19 protein-coding genes are annotated in these 20,578 nt (G+C 41.8%); 9 read left to right on the top strand and 10 right to left on the bottom strand.

Going from position 1 to position 20,578, the window contains the following annotated elements:
- Window positions 1-210 precede the first annotated feature (210 nt).
- The 4 genes from BV372_RS15320 to BV372_RS15300 all read right to left on the bottom strand — a co-directional run bounded on the left by BV372_RS15320 (window position 211) and on the right by BV372_RS15300 (window position 4,453).
- The gene (locus tag BV372_RS15320; protein ID WP_086687360.1) at window positions 211-534 is read right to left on the bottom strand and encodes a 2Fe-2S iron-sulfur cluster-binding protein; all 324 of its coding nucleotides are present in this window, start codon (window positions 532-534) and stop codon (window positions 211-213) included.
- Window positions 535-1,031: 497 nt separating this feature from the next.
- Window positions 1,032-2,204 (bottom strand): zinc-binding dehydrogenase, encoded by a 1,173-nt coding sequence (locus BV372_RS15310; protein ID WP_086687358.1) that lies wholly within the window; start codon window positions 2,202-2,204, stop codon window positions 1,032-1,034.
- A gap of 170 nt (window positions 2,205-2,374) precedes the next feature.
- Window positions 2,375-3,727, bottom strand: coding sequence for a selenium-binding family protein (locus tag BV372_RS15305; protein ID WP_086687357.1), 1,353 nt, complete (start codon window positions 3,725-3,727; stop codon window positions 2,375-2,377).
- Between the two features lie 114 nt (window positions 3,728-3,841).
- Window positions 3,842-4,453, bottom strand: a complete 612-nt coding sequence (locus tag BV372_RS15300) for an NIL domain-containing protein (RefSeq protein ID WP_086687356.1) — start codon at window positions 4,451-4,453, stop codon at window positions 3,842-3,844.
- A 367-nt stretch (window positions 4,454-4,820) separates the two neighbouring features.
- Between BV372_RS15300 and BV372_RS15295 the strand changes: the two genes are divergently transcribed.
- Both BV372_RS15295 and BV372_RS15290 read left to right on the top strand, forming a co-directional pair.
- Window positions 4,821-6,173, top strand: a complete 1,353-nt coding sequence (locus BV372_RS15295) for a histidine phosphatase family protein (protein WP_086687355.1) — start codon at window positions 4,821-4,823, stop codon at window positions 6,171-6,173.
- 84 nt (window positions 6,174-6,257) lie between these two features.
- On the top strand, window positions 6,258-7,574 hold the full coding sequence (locus tag BV372_RS15290; protein WP_086687354.1) for a dihydroorotase: 1,317 nt from the start codon (window positions 6,258-6,260) through the stop codon (window positions 7,572-7,574).
- Between the two features lie 102 nt (window positions 7,575-7,676).
- On the opposite strand, the gene BV372_RS15285 is transcribed toward BV372_RS15290, so the two are convergent.
- Complete coding sequence (locus BV372_RS15285; RefSeq protein ID WP_306298977.1) at window positions 7,677-8,426, bottom strand: M48 family metallopeptidase; 750 nt, start codon at window positions 8,424-8,426, stop codon at window positions 7,677-7,679.
- 683 nt (window positions 8,427-9,109) lie between these two features.
- Between BV372_RS15285 and BV372_RS15280 the strand changes: the two genes are divergently transcribed.
- Both BV372_RS15280 and BV372_RS15275 read left to right on the top strand, forming a co-directional pair.
- The gene (locus BV372_RS15280) at window positions 9,110-9,592 is read left to right on the top strand and encodes a hypothetical protein (protein WP_086687352.1); all 483 of its coding nucleotides are present in this window, start codon (window positions 9,110-9,112) and stop codon (window positions 9,590-9,592) included.
- Between the two features lie 263 nt (window positions 9,593-9,855).
- Window positions 9,856-10,368 (top strand): outer membrane beta-barrel protein, encoded by a 513-nt coding sequence (locus BV372_RS15275; protein WP_086687351.1) that lies wholly within the window; start codon window positions 9,856-9,858, stop codon window positions 10,366-10,368.
- Window positions 10,369-10,699: 331 nt separating this feature from the next.
- On the opposite strand, the gene BV372_RS15270 is transcribed toward BV372_RS15275, so the two are convergent.
- On the bottom strand, window positions 10,700-11,725 hold the full coding sequence (locus BV372_RS15270; protein ID WP_086687350.1) for a tetratricopeptide repeat protein: 1,026 nt from the start codon (window positions 11,723-11,725) through the stop codon (window positions 10,700-10,702).
- Window positions 11,726-12,130: 405 nt separating this feature from the next.
- Between BV372_RS15270 and BV372_RS15265 the strand changes: the two genes are divergently transcribed.
- From BV372_RS15265 to BV372_RS15250, 4 genes are all read left to right on the top strand, one after another.
- A complete protein-coding gene (locus tag BV372_RS15265) occupies window positions 12,131-12,694 on the top strand; it encodes a DUF6174 domain-containing protein (protein WP_306298976.1) in 564 nt (187 codons plus the stop codon).
- 347 nt (window positions 12,695-13,041) lie between these two features.
- Window positions 13,042-14,319, top strand: coding sequence for a M28 family peptidase (locus BV372_RS15260; protein ID WP_086687349.1), 1,278 nt, complete (start codon window positions 13,042-13,044; stop codon window positions 14,317-14,319).
- 224 nt (window positions 14,320-14,543) lie between these two features.
- Window positions 14,544-15,245, top strand: coding sequence for a trypsin-like peptidase domain-containing protein (locus BV372_RS15255; RefSeq protein ID WP_256973235.1), 702 nt, complete (start codon window positions 14,544-14,546; stop codon window positions 15,243-15,245).
- A gap of 548 nt (window positions 15,246-15,793) precedes the next feature.
- On the top strand, window positions 15,794-16,921 hold the full coding sequence (locus BV372_RS15250; RefSeq protein ID WP_086687347.1) for a Gfo/Idh/MocA family protein: 1,128 nt from the start codon (window positions 15,794-15,796) through the stop codon (window positions 16,919-16,921).
- 64 nt (window positions 16,922-16,985) lie between these two features.
- On the opposite strand, the gene BV372_RS37635 is transcribed toward BV372_RS15250, so the two are convergent.
- The 3 genes from BV372_RS37635 to BV372_RS15235 all read right to left on the bottom strand — a co-directional run bounded on the left by BV372_RS37635 (window position 16,986) and on the right by BV372_RS15235 (window position 19,669).
- Window positions 16,986-17,804, bottom strand: coding sequence for a GH25 family lysozyme (locus BV372_RS37635; RefSeq protein ID WP_086687346.1), 819 nt, complete (start codon window positions 17,802-17,804; stop codon window positions 16,986-16,988).
- Between the two features lie 110 nt (window positions 17,805-17,914).
- On the bottom strand, window positions 17,915-18,469 hold the full coding sequence (locus BV372_RS15240; RefSeq protein WP_086687345.1) for a TIGR02281 family clan AA aspartic protease: 555 nt from the start codon (window positions 18,467-18,469) through the stop codon (window positions 17,915-17,917).
- Window positions 18,470-18,940: 471 nt separating this feature from the next.
- Window positions 18,941-19,669: a phytanoyl-CoA dioxygenase family protein gene (locus BV372_RS15235; RefSeq protein ID WP_086687344.1), complete on the bottom strand. Its 729-nt coding sequence runs from the start codon at window positions 19,667-19,669 to the stop codon at window positions 18,941-18,943.
- A 293-nt stretch (window positions 19,670-19,962) separates the two neighbouring features.
- Here BV372_RS15235 and BV372_RS15230 point away from each other — a divergent pair, with 293 nt between their 5' ends.
- Window positions 19,963-20,235 carry a GlsB/YeaQ/YmgE family stress response membrane protein gene (locus tag BV372_RS15230; protein WP_086687343.1) on the top strand — a complete coding sequence of 91 codons (273 nt, stop codon included), beginning with the start codon at window positions 19,963-19,965 and terminating at the stop codon, window positions 20,233-20,235.
- A 135-nt stretch (window positions 20,236-20,370) separates the two neighbouring features.
- Here BV372_RS15230 and BV372_RS15225 read toward each other — a convergent pair whose 3' ends face one another.
- On the bottom strand, window positions 20,371-20,514 hold the full coding sequence (locus tag BV372_RS15225; protein ID WP_086687388.1) for a CsbD family protein: 144 nt from the start codon (window positions 20,512-20,514) through the stop codon (window positions 20,371-20,373).
- Window positions 20,515-20,578 lie beyond the last annotated feature (64 nt).

The following is a 20,578-nucleotide window of genomic DNA, read 5'->3' as shown; positions in this document are numbered from 1 at the left end:
CCTTGGTTAGATGTTTCGGTTTAGCCGATAAAAAGCTAGTAGTAAAGCCGAGATCTCTAAACAGTGGTCTTGACAAAAGACTAATCAAGCGCAGAATGCGCTAAGTATGAATCCATAAAACTACGTCCAGAGTTAGTGGTACGTATCAAACTGATTACTAAAAATGGTAAAGAATCTATATTTTTAGCTGTTGGAGAAAGAATTTTCAACTCAACGGCAACCTTTAAACGGATTGATATAAAGTTGTTTTTGGCATTCTACACCCACTTCAAACTTACAATCTGAGCGCGGATAGGCAATGCACAGTAAAACATAACCCATCTTTTCTTGGGCAGGTTTGAGTGCGATCGCCTGAGATTGATCAACTTTGCCTTCAATCAAACGTGCAGCACAGCTAATGCAAGCACCGTATCGACAACCCACAGGCAAGCGCAATCCCGCTGCTTCTGCTGCATTTAAGATATATTGATTTTCCGATACTTCAACACAAAAATGAATACGATTTACGAGTTCAATTTTGTAAGTTTTATTCATCATCTAGTTGTGACACACTCACTGTTAGTAAATCGCAAAGTTTTTTCCAGGTGATATCTGAGAGCGCGCCCACATAAACTTTGATTTAAGATTTTGGTTATGTTTTCAATACTATCTCCACTACTCGCTGTTTTAATTAAGATTTTAAATAAAGTTTTTTGGTTACAAGCTCCCTGAGTTGCAATAGAAATATTTTCAGTCAAGCAATTCAGAACCTCATCAAAGGTATTTGAATCAGTGAGGGCTAATTATTTTGATGAAGTCAAATTTCATTTTTTTACTGCTTTCTATTTCATATAATTTTTAATTATATTTACAGGAGCTTTTATTACTTAAATATTTGTAGATTGGGCATTGCCCAACCTACGTATTGTTTAAAAATCAATTATTAATTCTATATAAATTATAATTATATTAATAGGAGCTTTTATTACTTAAGTGTACGCAGGGCAAAGTTAGCGATCGCTTCATTTGAATTGGTAACGGATCAATGACCCCTATAGCACTACTACACCTTTTATATAGTCGGGTTCTAGATGATCGCTAGTAAAGGCTTGAGGCACAGATTCCAGGGATTGGTAACAATGGGTAATCCACGAAGTTACCTCGATCTGCTTGGCTGCCAGCAAGCCAAGTGCTCTATCGTAGGTACATGGGCGTCCGTCGCTGCGGAACCCTCCTGACGCGCCAATGGCAGCAACCAGCGTTGGTTCCATGAATTGTAAGTTATTCAGTACGCTCAAATCTACACCTGCATGACCTAACCCGTAGAGTAGAACTGTAGCCTGTCTGCGGATTAAAGCAGGAATATCTTTGAAGACCGAACCAGCACCGCAAGCATCAATTAAATACTCTACTCGCCGTCCACCAGTTTTGTCCTGCACAACATCGACTAAATCAACTACTTGAGGGTCAATTACCTCTGCACCAAAGCAAGAGGCTAATTCCCGCTTTCGCTGATTTGGTTCGCTGACTAGAATCAAGCCATCATAGTTTAGGACTTTGTACAGATATTGAATAAATAATAGCCCCGCTGGGCCAGCACCAAAAATCAGAATTGACCGCACGCGTTGATTGATATCTTCAGCATTAATTACATAACGGGTGCGGGAGCGTGTTCCCCTATCTAAGGCATGGCTGATACAACCAAGGGGTTCTGTGAGAACAGCGGCGATAGTTTCCAAGTCAGAATTAATGGGTATGGCATTTACAGCAGGAACCGCTATATATTCAGCGAGTCCTCCCGGTAAGCCAGTGATGCCATGTTCGGAGAAAAACTGACATTGATGAGAGTCGCCACTGACACAGTATTCGCACTTCGGTTGTCGCCGTCGGCTAAGGCAGTTCAACCCCTGATCGATAACGACGCGATCGCCTATATGCAAATCTTTAACTAGGCTTCCTACTTCTTCAACGATACCAACAAGTTCGTGACCTAGAATCTGCGGCTGTTCTACCAGTGGAATAACCTTTCCTCGCTGATTAATGTTGTAGTTGGCTTGCCCAGAAAAGATGTGAAAGTCTGTGCCACACAATCCTACTGCTAACACACGTATCAAAACCTCATATTGCTGCACCACAGGGCGCGGTACTTCACGCAACTCTAGTTTAGCGATGTCGCTTAATACCATCGCTTTCATACTTGAGGTTTTCGATGTCAAATGGTTCATGTTAAATCCTAAAATGTAAACTTATGAACACTGTGTGTGACTTGTAGTGATGGCTGTATGAAGTCTCACTCACCTTTTCATAAAGGGCGGGGAAACCCCGACCCTACGAATACATTTGTGGCATTCTTCGACAAATATTCGGTATGGATACCCCCATGCCTGATAGTCAATTACACCCAAATATCAGAGGTGCAATCACCGCCAGGATAGCGCATCTCATGAGCACGAGAGGGACCAGCGGGTTCTTTACCAAAGTCAACGTAGAAATTTTCGTTGATTTTCAGACCACCGTTTTCCGTGTCGCAGTCAATCTGCAATAAATATGAGCCGTTCTTAGCTAAGTCAGGATAAAACTGATTATCCCAAGTGCTGAATAAAGAATTGGTCACGTAAAGCCGCTTACCATCCAGACTCAGCTGTAACATCTGGGGACCACCAGCTAATTTATGCCCTTGAATTTCGCCACTTTTTCCTAGCAAACCACCGCACCAAACCTGTCCGGTAAGTTTGGGATGGGAAGGATCGCTAATATCATATTGGCGAATATCTCCATGCAGCCAGTTGGAGAAGTAAACATAGCGATCATCTATTGATATCAAGATATCAGTAATTAAGGATGGCACGGGTATAGGCCAGCCTTCTACTTCCACTGATGGAATATCAATGACTTTTTCTACTTGCCAATGACCGTTAGGCTTATACCAATGCCAAACATTACTGCTGAGTGCAGCTGCGACGAATCCATGAGTGCTATCAGGGTGATGGTGAAAGCGCACTTCTAAAGGAATTAACCCTTCTTGTCCCAAATCAAAACTTTGAATAATCTCGCGTTTTGACCAATCCCAAAAATGTATGTGCTGACCATAATTACCAGCTGTGACATCGTTGAGATCAAAACCAGGATAATAGGTTTTGGGTGCGCCCCATTCGCTACTCACCATGATGTTATGACGCGGCTGATACCAGAAGTCATAGTTAAAGTTCATGCCATTGGCATTGTGTTCCCAACGCCCAGCAATGTCAAAATTTTCATCTAGTAATAAAAAGCCACCGGGGCCATTTCCCTGGCTATCACCCAGCATGGAAATCATCACATGACCATCTGCTAGGCAGTGTACTGTGTGGGGAGCTGTTAAGTTAGTTTTTTGTTTAATTTCTTCAGGTTCAATGACTTTGTGCAGTTTTGGGGCTTTGGTGTCTGCTGTATCAACAATATAAATCCTGCTAGAGCGTTGTCCTGGGATAATAGTAAATCGCCGGGATTTACTAATGTCGCCGTGACAAGAGCTACACGCATTCCAGCCAAAATGATGTAACTCATCCCCAATGTAAGGCATAGATAAGCGATGAATCACTTGGGAATAAGTAGGGGATGTTGGATCAACATCTACGGTGGCGAGATAATCAGGCTCTTCTATTCCCGTACCAGTATAAAGAGCGATCGCATAAAGCACTTTTTCCGATTCTGCCTTGATGGCTGCTTCTGGAGAAGCATAACCAGGTCCACAGCAAGCATGAGTCATAGTTGAATACCTCTAAAAGCTATGAATAATTTACACATCCTATTTTTTATGTAGCAGTTCTGAATGACAGCCTTTACGAAAAATCTCACAACTTAATAGAAGTTTTGTATCGTTTTACAACCAAATTTGTAAACCTAGTTGTTTTAGATACCTCAAGCCAAAAATAATTTGTTGTGAACTGCCCCAAATTTCCAAATCAAACCTCCCATCATTTTCAGTATCCTTATCCAACTCAGCCTTGGCAATGTTCACCGTTAAACCATAGCAAGCAACCAGCCCGGCAATTACCGGAGAAGAACGGTAATTTTTGGGAATGCAGACTTGAAACTTTGCGCGATTTTTTTTACTAGTTAAATTAACTTCTGGTGTATTGCTTTGTATCTGCTGATTTGACTGCACCTGCCTACAAACATTGGTGTTGGCACATAAGAGTTTGAGCTTTTCTTTATCTTCTGCTACTAGAGTTTTAGTATTTAGGTGCTCAATATCTATATTTAGTGATTGTAGATAAGCAAGTCCTGCTTCTATTTTTTGAAAACTACCTTGAATCTCCAAATTAAACCAACCGTTGTCTTGAGTATTTCCTTCTAAAAAAGCTGCGGCAATATTAACTGTTAAGCCATAGCGAGAAATTAATTGTGAAATAACAGGTTGGGGATGACATTGCAGCGGAATGCGAATGCAGATATAGCTCACCATCGAATCAACAATTGTAGATAAAGCCATGACCTTAATTCCTCAAATTATGAGAATTTCACTCTCTATCTGATACAACGCAAAGATACCTATAAATTCCAGCGCCACCTTGAAATTTTTTACTAAAAATTACATGATTGATGGTGGCATATCTAAATAATTGATAAACTCATCGGTTTACCGTAGTTTATCATAAATTAGCTTTGCTTCCTCGCCTAAATTTCACCCTGAGGTTTGCAATCGCCTCTGAAGAACATCAGAGCACACACTACTAAAATGATAAAAGTTAATTTTTATACATTTTATAAATACCATACATGCACATTGCTGTAATTGATCATCCTGCCAACCCAGTTTGCAGTAAAATTAGTCCTTTAGATAGAGGAGGGTAAGACCAGTGACTCGTGTCATCATTGTACGCCACGGTCAAAGCAGCTATAACACTGAAAAGCGCATCCAAGGGCGCACTGACGTGTCAAGATTAACAGAAAAAGGTCGGAACGATGCCACTAAAGTAGGCAAGGCCCTCAGCAATATTCTATTTAACGCAATTTACAGCAGCCCCTTACAGCGAGCGAAGCAAACAGCAGAGATTATTCACAGTGAGTTGACAACTCAGACTGGAACCTCTGCCGTTCCCCAAACTTTCGATAAGCTGCTGGAAATAGACCTGCCTTTGTGGGCAGAAATGTTGACTGCTGATGTCAAGCAGAAGTTTGCCGAAGACTACCGCACTTGGAAAGAAAGCCCCCACGAGCTGCGGATGCTGCTTAATGATGCAGAGGGGAGCAGAGAACATTTTCCTGTTCTGGCTTTGTATGAGCAGGCGCGGCAGTTTTGGGAGGAAATTTTGCCTCATCATCAAGGTGAAACTATTCTGATAGTTGGGCATAACGGTATTAATCGCGCCCTGATCAGCACGGCGCTAGGCATTCCCCCAAGCCGCTACCATTCCATACAACAATCTAACTGTGGCATCACCGTTTTAAATTTTGTTGGGGGTTTGGGAGATCCAGTTCAACTAGAGTCGTTGAATCAGACCCAACATGCAGGAGAAACTCTCCCTACATTGCGACCAGAACATCAAGGAGTACGATTGTTGCTGGTACGTCATGGAGAAACAGAATGGAATCGCCAAACCAGGTTTCAGGGGCAAATTGACGTTCCGCTCAACGACAACGGTAGAAAACAGGCGCAAAAAGCTGGAGAATTTCTCCAAGATGTCGCCATTGACTTTGCCATTAGCAGCTCAATGCTTCGTCCCAAAGAAACAGCAGAGATTATTTTGCAGCACCATCCTAGTGTAAAGTTGGAATTGCAAGATGGTTTAAGGGAAATCAGTCACGGACTTTGGGAAGGAAAATTAGAAACAGAAATAGAGCAAGAGTTTCCAGGAGAGTTGGAACGCTGGCGAATAACACCAGCAGAAGTACAAATGCCCGAAGGGGAAAATTTACAGCAAGTGTGGGAACGTAGCGTTGCAGCTTGGCAATCAATTGTGCAAGCAGCATCAAAAAGTCAACTTAAAACTGGATTAGTAGTGGCTCACGACGCTACTAACAAAACTTTGCTATGCCATATTCTGGGTTTACCATCAGAAAATTTCTGGAATTTTCGCCAGGGTAATGGCGCAGTCAGCGTCATTGATTACCCATCTGGTCCTGATGGTTTACCAGTGCTGCAAGCAATGAACATCACAACTCACTTAGGTGAAGGCGTATTAGATAAAACGGCAGCTGGGGCATTGTAGAGGTCAGTGTTAAGCTGTCGGTCAACAGATAAATCACAATAGACAAACAGTTGAAGCACTGATAGGTAATAGCTGATAGCTCACATGACAACTGAATTGCTACAACAAGTACGGGTGATTGACCCGGTTTCTGGAACCGACCAACTAGCTGATGTGCTAATTGCTGATGGTCATATTCAAGCGCTCGCCGCGCACATTACCGACATCAATTCCGAAACTCAAATCAGAGATTGTCGGGGATTAGTTCTAGGACCGGGATTGGTGGATTTGTACAGCCACTCTGGCGAACCAGGGTTTGAAGAGCGAGAAACTCTCTTATCTTTGTTACAAGCGGCTGCGGCTGGCGGTTTTACCAGAGTCAGCATCTTACCCAGCACATCTCCAGCCATCGATAACCCGGCGCTTGTGGCACAGTTGCAGAAGAACAGAAGAGGACAAGAGGAGGCAAAGGCAAGGGGATGCGGAGAGGTTATTAATAGTTTCTCCGCGTCTTCCCTTCTCCCTCGTCTTCATATCTGGGGTGCTATCACCTTGGATCTAGCGGGAAAGCAATTAACAGAATTAGCAGATTTAGCAGCAGCTGGAGTAGTTGGCTTTACTGATGGTCAACCGAGGGAAAATTTGGGGTTGGTGAGGCGGGTATTAGAATATCTCTTACCTTTGGGTAAACCAGTAGCTTTTTGGCCTTGTGACCAGCAATTAGCCGCCAATGGGGTAATGCGAGAAGGGTCAGATGCGATTCGTCTGGGATTACCACCGATACCCCAAAGCGCAGAAACATCTGCGATCGCAGCTTTATTGGAATTGGTAGCCGCCACAGGCAATTCTCATGTACATATTATGCGTGTCTCCACAGCCCGCAGTGTGGAATTAATTGCTTCAGCTAAAGCTGCTGGTTTACCGATCACCGCCAGCACCACTTGGATGCATTTGTTACTAGATACCAAAGCAGTTAAAAGTTATAACACCAGCTTGCATTTAGAGCCACCGTTAGGTAATCCCAGCGATGTGGTAGCTTTACGTGAGGGTGTACGTAGAGGAATTATAGATGCGATCGCCATTGACCACGCACCCTACACCTACGAAGAAAAAGTCCAAGCCTTTGCTGAAGCACCACCAGGAGCAATTGGTTTAGAGTTGGCATTACCTTTGTTATGGCAGCATCTTGTAGAAACTGGGGAATTTACAGCTTTAGAATTATGGGGTGCTTTGAGTACTCGACCAGCAGAGTGTTTGACACAAAAAGTGAGTGCGCTGGAACCAAATCAAAAAGCAGAATTGGTGTTATTTGACCCTCAACAAAACTGGAAAGTCGAGAGAAAAAATCTTCATACCCTTTCTAGTAATACACCTTGGCTAGGGCAACAGTTACAAGGTCGTGTTGTCCAGATTTGGTGTTGAACAGCATCATTTAAAGTGAGTGACGCGATCGCGTCACTCACCATTACTACCAAATTTTTTAGTAATCTAAGGTATCTGTGGCAAACATTTTTTGAAGCGGTATCACCTACCATTAGCAATTTTTCTTTCTATAAGAGAAATCCGCTCTTGGGTTCCTGGGTGATCGCTCAAAAATGACGGTTGAGAAGATTGCCGAAGTAATTTCTTGAGAAATGCAGGCATAGCTTTTGGGTTATACCCAGCGCGTTTCATATACTGCAATCCCTTGTCATCAGCATTATATTCTGCTTCGCGGCTATTAGGTAAATCTACAGCTAGCTTATAAGCTATGGCGGTTACAGCACTTTGGTCTAAACCAGCAAGCGAGGCTGCACCTTGAGCAAGTTGCGTTTGTTTCAACTTCTTGATAAGGTCGTTGTTGCAAATATGACCAATTTCATGTCCCATAACAGATGCCAATTGGTCTTCATTATCTACAGCTTTTAATAGTCCAGTATTGACATATACATAACCACCTGTGGTTGCAAAGGCATTAATACTAGAGTCTCGAACTACATAAAAGTGAAAAGGAATTTGAGAGCAGTTACTTGCTCTTGCCAACCGTTGACCAACACGGTTAACGTAAGTATTGGTTTGAGAACTGGAATCAAGTCTGTAATTTTGTTTTACTTGCTGGTGAATATTTTGTCCTAGGGCGACTGTTTGCTGCGGTGAAACATTTGAAAGTTGCAACAACTGAACACCATTAAATATTAGCTGACCCCAAGGAATTGCATTGGCTGGTGCAAGCGATGTTAATCCTACACCTACAGCAGTTCCCATACCAAGTACTACAGAAAACCCTTTACGCATTCTCGAAATCATAGCTAAAAATAACAAATTTCAAAGTGATAAAAAGGAAAATTTATATTTTATACTTCTGCCTAAAGCTTAGATGTTTTTATTAGTAAACACTTAAAATCTAGCTAATAAAATTATGGTAATAACAGGCTACTAGCTGCCAAGTAATCTACTTGCTTACTCATGCACATATAATATTTTAACTAAAAAAATGGTAAATAAAGCCAGCACAAAGGAGGAATTTAACTGAGAAATCAATAGTCGCAGTATCAGTCGTCAGCAAGTTGCTAACGAGAATAAGTTTAAAATCTTAATTAACGCGGGCTAGTAATTACTTTAATAAATAAGCGATCGCACCTACAGCAGTCTCATCACTTTGCTAGGATAAAGTGTTTTTTACTACATGAAGACATATAGCCTTTGTCGGTTGAGCGAATACGGTACAAGGGGAATGTAGAAAGCGATCAAATGGCGCGGTCTGGTTGACGCCAACGTAAGTTTAATCATGCGATTGAAAAATGGCTCAACGTGAGTTAAATAAGCAACAAAAACTTTTTGTCCAAAATTCCGAAACCTTGCAACTTGGATTTGAAGCTTAGAATAATCAAACCTTTAGTAACTTGATGGTTCAAAGCAGGATTCTTGCAGAATCTGCTTACTTACAAGCTTAATTTTTATCCAAGGAAATTTATTTTATGATTTATCACATTTCTATTGCTGCTCAAAACCCCCTACGTGTTGCCCAAGTCATCGCGGAAGTTCTGAAAGGACAGGCTTTTCCTTTTTTTCCTCATCCGGGTAGCTATATGGTGTTTGCTATGGACGAACAAGGCACAGCAATTGAAGTTTATCCGTTAGAAACTAAGCTAATACCGGGAGAAGGCGATGGTCCGTGTCAGTTTGTACAGACTAATACCGCTAATGGTATGACAGCTACTCATGCAGCCATCTCTGTTCCTAGCAGTCAGGAAGAAATTGAGGAAATTGGCAAACGCGAAGGTTGGCGAGTTTTACGTTGTAACCGTGATTCTTTCTTTGACGTGATTGAGTTTTGGTTAGAAAACAAAGTTATGTTAGAACTGCTCACACCAGATATGGCGGCTCAATATATGGCGGTGACGAATCCAGAAAATATCAAGAGAATTTTTATGGCGAACCCCATGTTAGCTAGTGTTTAAAAATTTAATATCAACGGCGATCGCTAACATATACAAAGCCAGCCATTTTCGCGTAAAATTGCGGCAGCGATTACTTCATAAATAATAGTAGAGATAAAAATCTATATAATACCTTGGCATTTTTTCAAAATAGGTTCACCCAACAGAATGAAAAACAATTCAACCATGTGGATGACCTTAGTGTAGGAGGGTGAAATCTTTTAAAAAGAGGATTCTAGTACTAGAGAACATTGATTGCACTGAACTCTAGTGCGGAGAAATTTATGAAACTTAGAGCTTTGACAGCTTCTGCGCTTGCTGTTTCTTCTATTGTCCTCTCCGCTGGAATTGCTGCTGCTCAACCAGCAGGTACTGACAGCAACTATATTGGTGTTGGTATTGCTGCTGGTGCAACCAGTGGTGGACAAGGAAATGATGATGCTCAATTTGGCGGTAATGTCCAAGCACGGGTTACTGCGCCGAGAACACCTGTTTCACTTCGGGGTTCGGTTCTGTTTGGTGGTGATGCCACTGCAATTATGCCGATAGTGACTTATGATGCGCCCATTGCCAAAAATACTAACGTCTACTTCGGTGGCGGTTACTCGTTTGTCACTGATGAAGGTAAAAACACCCCCTTGGGTAATCAAAGTTCACCTGTAGTAACTTTGGGTGCTGAATCACAGGTAGCGAACAACGTCATTGTTTATGGCGATGCTAAATGGGGTATTGACGCTTACAGAAATAGTGATGCTGATGCTGTCAGTTTCCAAACGGGATTAGGTTATCGTTTCTAGTTAACTCATATCTCCTGCGCAGCGGCTTCTAGCCGCTGCTACATAGATAAATCTTGATGAAGAAGAATTCAGAAGTCAGAATTCAGAATAAATCAGTGGTGGGTCTGAATCCCCCACTGATTTAAGACCACTAAATTGAAAATTTGGTAGGGGTTTTATACCCGTTTATTCATCCGCCACTCGTACAGAATTCGTACTGAATTCTGACTCCTGACGGATGTATTCTGTTTAGATAAATAAAGTCCCTGAGTTGGCTGCTGATGATGAGTTACAAAAGAAGCACGCTCAGGGACAAATTTTGAGTTTAATTTTATTTATGCAGCCTGGAATCTCACGACAATGCATCAATAAACTGTTGTACCTTTTCCACAAGTGGTTGATATTGGATTTGCGTGGCTAATTCTTGGGCATTGCGGTAGCATGATAGCGCCAATTTTTTGCGTCTTCTTTTGGCGTAAAGACTGCCCATATTCAAGAAAGTTGAACTTTCTCCCACGTGATCGCCTAAATCTTTATAAATTGCCACAGCTTGCTTGTATAATTTCAGTGCTTGCCAGTGATTTGCCAGACTATTGTAAGTAAAACCGAGGTTGTTCAACGTAGTTGCTTCGCCGGCACGATCTTTTAGCACCCGCCGAGTTAATAGCACTTGATGGTAGAGTAATAGTGCTTGTTTAGGTTGTCCTAAATCACTATAGATAGAGGCAATATTATTCAAGGTAGTGGCTTCGCCAACTAAACTTTTAACAGCCCGTTGAATTGGCAATGCTGCTTGAAAATATTCTAGAGCTTGCTCAAATTGTCCCAAAGCACTATAGGCATACCCAATACCATTGAACGTAGTTGCTTCACCAGAAAAGTCTCCTAGCAATCGCCGCATGGTCAAAATTTGGTTTTGCAGCAGCAGTGCTCGTTTTGGTTCACCCAACCTGGTATAAATCAGTGCCACATCATTAAGAGTGGAAACTTCGCCTTGAGCGTCCTCTAATTTACGGAAAATTTGAAGTGCTTTGTCCAAATACTCTAGCGCTTGCGAAAACTTTCCTAGGCGGCTGTAGGTAGAACCTAAATTGCTCAGTGCAGTTGCCTCTGCTCGTACATTACCAAATTCTTGAGCAACCGCAAGTGCCTGATAAAAACAGTCTAATGCTCTTTGAGGTTGCCAGCAACCGAGGTGAGCTAAACCAATGTCGTTCAATGCATAACCTTCTCTGGCTCGGTCTGGGATGACTCTAGCCAACTTTAAATTTTCGGTTGCCAGTGCGAGATATTCTTGAAATTCTCCCCGCTTGTAGTAGCGGGTTGCCTCATCACGACGTTGTTCCCACTCGGTGACTTGATTTAAAGATTGCGTCATCTGACCTCGGTTGCACTAAAGAGTAGATAGGCTGATTTTCTTGGGCGGAGACATTTGGGAAATAACCCCTCTCAGGTAATAATTCCCAAATTAGAGTTAACCATTATTCTCTACCTTTAGATATAAGACGTAAATAGAGTCCTTATAGTATAATCGCATACTTATTGTTGAGTTGCCTAACAATCCCCTAGTCAAACAGCTGAGGTCGTGACGCGGTATGGTTTAGGGTTATGCAAACTAGTATTTAAGGCAAAGTTATTTACAACTAGTAAAATACAAGCGTTTTATCCTAAATATCGCTGTTGCTTAGCGATCGCTTCCAAATACTGCCTCTGTAGTGCAGCTTGGGATACAGAGGATATACAGGGTATAGGGTAGCAAATTTAACATAAAAACTAAAATTTTGTGTTGGCAAGCGAGGCAGGAACTTTGATGAGTTTGTTAAATTCTCATAACTTAAGAATTCAATCGAGTTATATGCGCTTACCTATCTTTATAACTACAGGATTATTGCTAACTCTCAGTTTAAATGCACCGGTCATATCCCAAACTCCCAGCCCAGCGGCACAATCCCCGGCGATCGCTAAGTCACAGTTGAACCAATTAACTATTAATCGCCAGTTATGGAAAAAGCAAAATATCCGTAACTATCGCTATCAACTTAGCCGGAGTTGCTTCTGTGCACCCAAAGCTAGCGGACCAATAGTCGTTAAAGTCCGTAAAGGGAAAAAGACTTCTATTACGGATGCGGCTGGTCAATCAGTAGATCAAGAAATATTTAAACAATATGATACGATTCCCAAGCTGTTCAATGTAATTGAGGATGCGATCGCCAAGAAAGCATCCAACCTGACTGTGCAGTACGATCCTAAACTTGGCTACCCAACCCAAATTAATATCGATTACAACAGTCAGATGGCTGATGAAGAAATCTATCTCACAATTGAGAAGTTCCAAAAAATTAAATAACTCATTGAAGCTCATACCCAGATAGGGTTAGTTAGCTCGCTATTTTCGCCCCGTTACACTAGTGCAGCGGGGCGAAAATCATATGGAATAGTGGCGCACAAAGACTACCACTCACAAGCTTCTAAATCAGTTTGACATGCTAAGTCGGGATTAGCTCTGGCTTGAAAATAAACGCGGGAAATGGGATTTTCATGCGTGCTGGGGACATACCGCTATGGGGAAACAAGCGTCACCCAAGAGTATACGCAGTTGATGACGACTGTGGTTGACATTTTCTTGTCATTCTTACCTATCACAATAAAGATAACAGGAGCTAATCAGTATATGATTCATCTCATACAGAGTTAATGACTCCCTTAAAGAGAAAGCAAACAAATTCTTGGTTCAATGCGGTAGTAGTGGCTGTCCTAGCTTCACTACCTACTGCTTGCGCTTTACAACCAACTCGTTTAAATAATATTGTTGAATCTTTATCAAAAGCTGAGGCGCAAGAGAGCGATCGCACTAATGCAACTTATGCCGATGTGCAAGCTTTGGTAAATCTGGGTCCGCGAGTAGCTGGTACACCAGTGATGGAAAAGGCCAGCGCTTATTTAATTGATAAGTACCGTCAAGCTGGTTATGTTGCCGAAGTTCAGACTTTTAATTATCAAAAGTTTGTAGATTTAGGTTCAAACCTCACGATCAATGGTGCGATTGTTGAGGGTAGGGCACTCAATGGCACAATTCCAGGAAAGCTGAATGCACCACTGATAGTAGTTCCCAATTTTGGACGAACCGACGACTTTGCAAAAGTGAATGTCAAAGGTGCGATCGCCATTGTCCGGCGTGGTGAAATCCGTTTTTCCCAAAAAGCTAGCAATGCTGAGACTGCGGGAGCAAGTGGTTTAGTAATTGTTAACAACGAACCAGGCAATTTAAACGGTGCTGCATTAGGCGAGTCAGTAAAAATCCCAGTCTTGGCACTTTCGGGCGATCGCGGTAATTCCTTGCTTCAGCAAGCACAAACTGCACCAGTTAATGTCAGCCTCAATGTTAATGCTCAACGGCAGACAGTGACCGGACGTAATGTTATTGCTCATCTACCAGGGGTAACTCAGCCACGCCTGATACTTGGTGGACACTACGACTCTGTGCCAGGTTCCCCAGGGGCAAACGATAACGCTTCTGGAACAGCAGTTGTACTGGGGATTGCTCGTAACTTATCGAACACAGATCTGGCTCGTCAAGCCTGGTTCGTCGCCTTTGATGGCGAGGAAGACGGTTTGCATGGTTCACGGGCTTTTGTTGATGCTGCTAAACCAGAGTTCCTCTCAGGGTTGAAAGGAATGCTGAATTTTGACATGGTTGGCGTTAACAACGAGCTTTTAATTGGTGGTACATCGTCATTAACCGCGATCGCCAAAGCTGTTGACTCAGATATAAAAACTTTGGGTTCCTATGGCTATGGTGGTAGCGATCATGCACCGTTTGCTAACAAAGACGTGCCCATCCTATTTTTCTACCGGGGTCAGGAACCGAATTATCACAGCCAGAACGATAAAACGGTAGATCCAAAACTACTGAATGAAGCCACTCAAGTAGGGGTAGGTATCGTTAAGCAGTTAGTGCAAGCTAAATCATAGTGCTGAGTTGGAAGTTACCGACAAAACTAACTCTAAAAGGTAATTTCTAATACTCAGAACTCTTTTGTGAGGAAAACGGAGTCTCGTCTTTTGCTGATTGTGTTAAAACCCATTCTTTAACTTAGAAATCTGCAATGTCTGCTAATTTTTCCTTGAAAAAATCTCTAGTTAATGTATCTTTAGTGTCTGTAGGGGCTGTGTCAGCTCTTATTGGAGCGCACTTGATGCCTACAAATCCAGTGCTATCTCAACAAATCACTGCGCAGTTGCCTTCTACTTCATCGGTAGATACAAATAATAACTTTATTGCTGATGCGGTAGCAAAAACTGGTTCAGCCGTAGTTCGCATTGACTCCACTCGCACAACTCCTAGTCGATATACACAATCTGGTACGCGCGTGGCACGGGGAACTGGTTCAGGGTTTATCATTAAGTCAAATGGTGTGATTTTGACTAACGCTCACGTAGTTTCAGGTGCAGACAGAGTAACAGTAACCTTGAAAGACGGCCGTCGCTTCACAGGTCAAGTATTGGGGGCAGATAGCGCCACAGATGTGGCAGTTATTCAAATTCAAGCCAACAATTTACCGACAGTCAGCCTTGGTAATTCCGATCAGTTAAAACCTGGGGAATGGGCGATCGCAATTGGTAATCCTCTCGGTTTAGACAACACCGTAACAGTCGGGATTATCAGTGGTACACAACGTTCTAGTCGAGCGATTGGCTCACGCAGCAGGGAAGTGAGTTTTATTCAGACAGATGCAGCTATTAACCCTGGTAACTCCGGTGGACCGCTGTTAAATCAAAGCGGACAGGTCATCGGCATTAATACTGCCATTATTCAAGGTGCCCAAGGATTAGGATTTGCCATTCCGATCAACCAAGCACAGCAGATTGCTACTCAATTGATTGCCCAGGCTGGTTAAAACTGTTCTAATTTCTGGCTTGCTGACAAATGACGTTAGCATTAGCGAATAACGAGCGCCACCAGAAGAGTCATATAATATCCAGCAAATCACCCTTAATATGTCATTGCGATTGAAACGACGCAATCGCCGGATTTTTGGGATTACTTCCCAAAGGTAGTAATGACGGTCACATGATATCAGTGGTCAATAGACCTCTTGCAAAAACCACTTTTGCAAGAGGTGGGAAAAGGGAAAAGGTTAAAGGGGAAAGGGAAAATATCAAACCTTTCCCCCTTTCCCCTTCCCCTTTTCCCGACTTTTGCAAGAAGTCTAATGCAAAAACAACTGATATCATGTCCGCCTAATTAGTGATAATTCCCACATTTGTGCAAAAACCGGAAAATGCTCTTTCCGCCTGTGGTCTTAATAATAAGTATTTCACCGAACATGATATGAAGGGATCATTTTCGCGCAGATTCAGGAAATTATTAGGGTTCCAGCGATCGCGTCTTGTAAATGCTGGTTTATTATCATTTTATCCCTCGGTATTTTCCCTTAATTTATATATGGTTTCGACATTACAGACAAATCTAGAAAAAATTGGCGTGGCGGTTATTGGTACAGGTTTTGGTCAGAAAGTCCATATTCCAGGATTGCAAGCACATCCTCAAACTGAGGTGGTAGCTGTTTATCATCGAGATATTAATAAAGCCAAAGCGATCGCTCAATCTCAGCAGATTCCCCATGCTTACGATACAATTGCAGACATTGTGAAGTTGCCAACAGTGCAAGCAGTCACTATCGCTACACCACCATTTTTGCACTATGAAATGGCAAAAATAGTGCTGCAAGCAGGAAAGCATTTGTTACTGGAAAAACCGACAGCCTTAAACGCAGCCGAGGCTAAAGAACTTTATCAATTAGCTCAACAAAAAGGCATCACTGCTACTGTAGATTTTGAATTTCGCTTTGTGCCAGGATGGCAGAGGTTTTCACAACTATTATCAGCAGGCTATGTGGGTAACAAGCGTCTGATTAGAATTGATTGGTTAGGTTCTTCACGTGCAGATGCTTCCCGCCCTTGGAACTGGTATTCTTCCCAAGACAAGGGAGGCGGTGCATTGGGGTCTTTAGGTTCCCACGCCTTCGATTATATTTACTGGCTATTTGGTCCAGTACGCAGATTAAGCGCCCACTTGAGTACTGCTATTCCCACACGCATTGACCCGGCTAGCGGTGAAAGCAAACCAGTGAATACAGATGACACCTGCTTGCTGACCTTGGAATTAGCAGATGGTACACCTTGCCAACTTACGATCAGTGCAGTTGTTCATGCACCGAGAACGCACTGGGTAGAAGTATATGGCGATCGCGGTACTTTAGTTTTAGGTAGTGAAAATCAAAAAGATTACATTCACGGTTTTCGTGTTTGGGGTTCCCAACCGGGTAAAGCCTTAACTGAAATCGAAATCCCAGCACACCTGATGTTTTCTCAAAATCATGCTGATGGACGCATTTCTGCATTTATGCGTGTACTAGACCAATGGGTGCAAGGAATTAATCACCAGCAACAAATAGTTCCATCACTGCGCGAAGGAGTTTATTCTCAGTTATTGATGGATTTATCCCATGAATCTCATAAAACAGCAAGCTGGGTGGATGTACCCAGCTTGGAAAGTTTTATTGATAACTAAAAATATGAGTATTTGTGCTACAAAAAATGCTTTTCTAAAAAAATCTCATAACGCCAACTAAATATCAAGCGACCAGCAATTTGTCTCCAGGCGGAACAGTGGCTGTAACCGTGAGTTTGTTAGCTTGCTGATAAGCTGTAACAGCTTTTTTAGTACCTGTCCCAAAAATCCCATCTGGTACTCCTGGATCGAAGCCAAGTTTTTTCAAATTTTGTTGCAACTTCTTCACCTTAGGACCGATACGGCCTTGCACAAGCGCAACTGCCTTAACAGTTTCTGCTTGGAGACGATCTAAAGTACCATTAAATCTATTGCGGTCTACATCTCCTGGGATACCAGGAAAACCAGTTTGATCGCCTATGTATTGATGGAAAGTGTGTATTTCCCAGCCGCCTGGAATACTAGGAGTACTGGTTTGGTAATGTGCAATCCACAAGTCATAGTCAGCAAAGCGTTTGGTGTTTCCCATCGTGTCCCGCCAAAAACTGGGACCAGTATAGATGATTGGTTTGTAGCCTGTAGCCAGTTCTACAGCGTTTAATACCTCAGCCACACGCTCCAGTCTTTGGGTCAAACTCAAATCATACCAACTGTTAGCTGTCTCAATGTCTACAACTGGGGGAAGGTCACCTGGTTCTATTTCTAGATTTTGAACGAAAATTTTCACCTGCGCGTCGATGTCCTGGGTGGGACGAAAGAAAAAATATGCCCCTCGGATAATACCAGCTTTCTTCATAGCGGGCCAGTAAGAAGAAAATAGAGTATCTGTATGGATGGTGCCATCATTGACTCTCGCAAAAGCAAAGCGAATGCCTTGACTTCTAACTTTTTCCCAATTGATATTTCCGCTAAATTCCGCAATGTCAATACCTTCGATTGCCATAGGTAGTTGTCCTTGAATTTAATCAGACTGCACTAACTACCAATAAATATCAGATGGTTACGGAAATTGCTTCAGCTGGTAAGTAAAATATTTGCAAAGGGTAATGCTACTTAGCGGTGACGAAATTCTACTTCTTTTTCTAAAATCTTGATATCGTAGTTGTCAAAGAAATCGTGACCGAGTAGACCGATAGAAGCTTTTGGAGCGATCGCTACCTCAATATTGTTAGCTACAGCTGAGCCAACAGTAATGTATTTTACTTGGCTCGTTACGAATTGAACTTCAGTACCATCTGCAATTTGAGCGTTTACCTTACCTATAGGCTGAAGTTTTAGCGCATTTGCCATTTTGAGTGTAATCAGGGTGCTGCTAGCACCTGTATCTAAAATCATCTCAAAAGTTTGTTGCTGATTAAAGGTAACATCAAGGACAGGAGTTTTACCAACACGACGTTTAATGGGAACCCGAAAAACTCTGCTGTCTATAGGTGTTACACCGCAAAGCTTTCCTAAACTGATAGTTCTCCCAGAGGAAGTTACCATAAAACAGCTTCCTGGATCGTCAGCTGTTGCTTGATGCAAGAATGCTAAAAATATCAGCGTTGGCATTACTGCCATGACAGCTATGTTGATCGTCAGCATCCAACGTCTTTTAGCATCCTTCATGTGATTTTGTGCTCCACATTTGCTAATACCCTTTATTATTTAGATTACCCAAATTAGATCCAAAATTTACTATCAAAAAACAGCAATATCTACCCACAGTTAAGCACCTGTAAAAAGTGCGATCGCTGAAATTTAATTCACTTTTTATATTAAGTAAATTTATGTAGGCTAATCTAAAAAACCTAACAAAAATATTTAGGATCTAAGTCAGTATACACAGAAAAAATATTGTTAAATAACCATGATTCTGGCGTTACTCAGTTATGCGATCGCTAGCAAGTATTAGACATTGAGTTAGAGATCTTGCTGACCCAAAATCTCACAAAAAAAAGCTTTACCGATATGGGTAAAGCTTTTCATTTCCTGAGAACCTTTGTGTAATCTACCTTTAACAAGCAGCAGTTAGATGATTGTGCGATCGCGATTAGTCTAAATTTCAGTTTTAGGCAAACTGACTACATTTTTACTAATTTAAGGATAGATACCTGGCTTTCTGAGAATTTGTTTCTGAGATGCAGTCAAATCAGGATAATCATCAGCATTATATGAGTCTGTTGACCAGGCTGAAGGACGGGGAGAATACTTATAAAATAGGGTACGGCGCTCATGTGTTCCCCACCAAGGAAGAGTACCGTGAGTTAAAGCCTCAGTAAAAATGATGGCGCTACCCGCCTTAAGAGTAAAAGCTTGTACGCAAGCACTAGGAAATTGCAGATTTCGCCATTCCTCTGGTAAAGGTAAATTACTTTTATGACTCCCAGGGATGCAAGCAAATCCGCCTTCGCCAAGATGCACATCATTTAGCTCGTAAGCAACAACAGTCAACCCGTTGTAGATTCTACCATTGTTGAAAATATAATACTGGCAAGGATCGTAGGGAGTTCCACCCCCATGTAAGTGGCAACCAATGGGGCCAAGACCTTGACGGATGATGTGAACATAATCATGATCTAAGCGAAACTGCTTTCCTAGTAACTCAGATAGATAGGGAGCGATCGCCGGATTATCAATCAGTTCGCGAAAAGGTTGGCCCCAAGGTAACAAACCATCAAAACGCAAGAATGCTGCTTCTGGGTTATTTTGGCGTGCGATTTGCCGATCTAAAAGTGCTTGAAGAGCTGCAATCTGGTCACTGTTGAGCGCATTCTCAATAATCAAGAATCCTTGTAAGTCAAATAGATAGCGTTCCAAATCGGTCATGGAAATTGTTATTAACTGAGAAGTTACACAATAAAACATTTTATTGATTAAACTTCAAAGTAGAGACCGAATTGATACATCCTTTGGTAGAGTTTATATCTTTTACCTATCTAATCTTCCGCTAGAGAATTTATACTTAGGTGATTGTTAAGAGACATCGTTTGCTTTTTAATATATGTTTTTGAAGCGACAGTAGCAATAATTTTTCTTAACATTTTATACTTATCTCCTACGGTAGAAGGCAATCTAGCCAGGAATAAATAAACTAGTTGTTAAGTTTTTAACAGAGTATTATGAATCTTCTGGCTTGGATAATTTTAGGTATTATTGCTGGAGCTATAGCTAAAGCTATTTACCCTGGTCGTCAGGGTGGCGGAATTATTGCAACAATGGTTTTAGGTATTATTGGTGCTTTAATTGGGGGAAGTTTAGTTTCTCTTTTGGGTAAAGGTGGAGCAACATTTGCTGCTGGAACTCTCAGCATTCCTAGCTTAATTATTGCTGTAATTGGTGCCATAATTGCTATTTTCTTATGGGGCTTAGTGACTGGTCGTAGCAGTTATTAAGTAAATATTGTCAGATTCCTGGTTAGATTCAAAGCTAGCCTTTTATCCTAGTAATAAAACTAAAAGAACTCCACCTCTATCAAGAAGTGGAGTTATAAATTTGAGAAATTGCACCCAAATATTTGGACGGGAGAACTAATCTAAAGCTTTTTTGAGTTCATGTTTAATATTTTCGGTAGTGTGGGTAATTTGGGCTTCAGCTTGCTTGGCTTTACCTTCAGCCTTATCTCCAGGATTACCAGTTATTTCACCGATGAATTCTTGAACCTTACCTTCAATATTTTGGCTCTACCGTACTTGTTATGCTAAATTCATAGTCTTTAAGAGGGAACAGGTGAAGCAG

This window comes from Nostoc sp. T09 (assembly GCF_002154695.1).
In the GTDB taxonomy this organism is placed as follows: Bacteria; Cyanobacteriota; Cyanobacteriia; order Cyanobacteriales; family Nostocaceae; genus Aulosira.
This window is presented reverse-complemented; position numbering and strand designations above follow the sequence as displayed.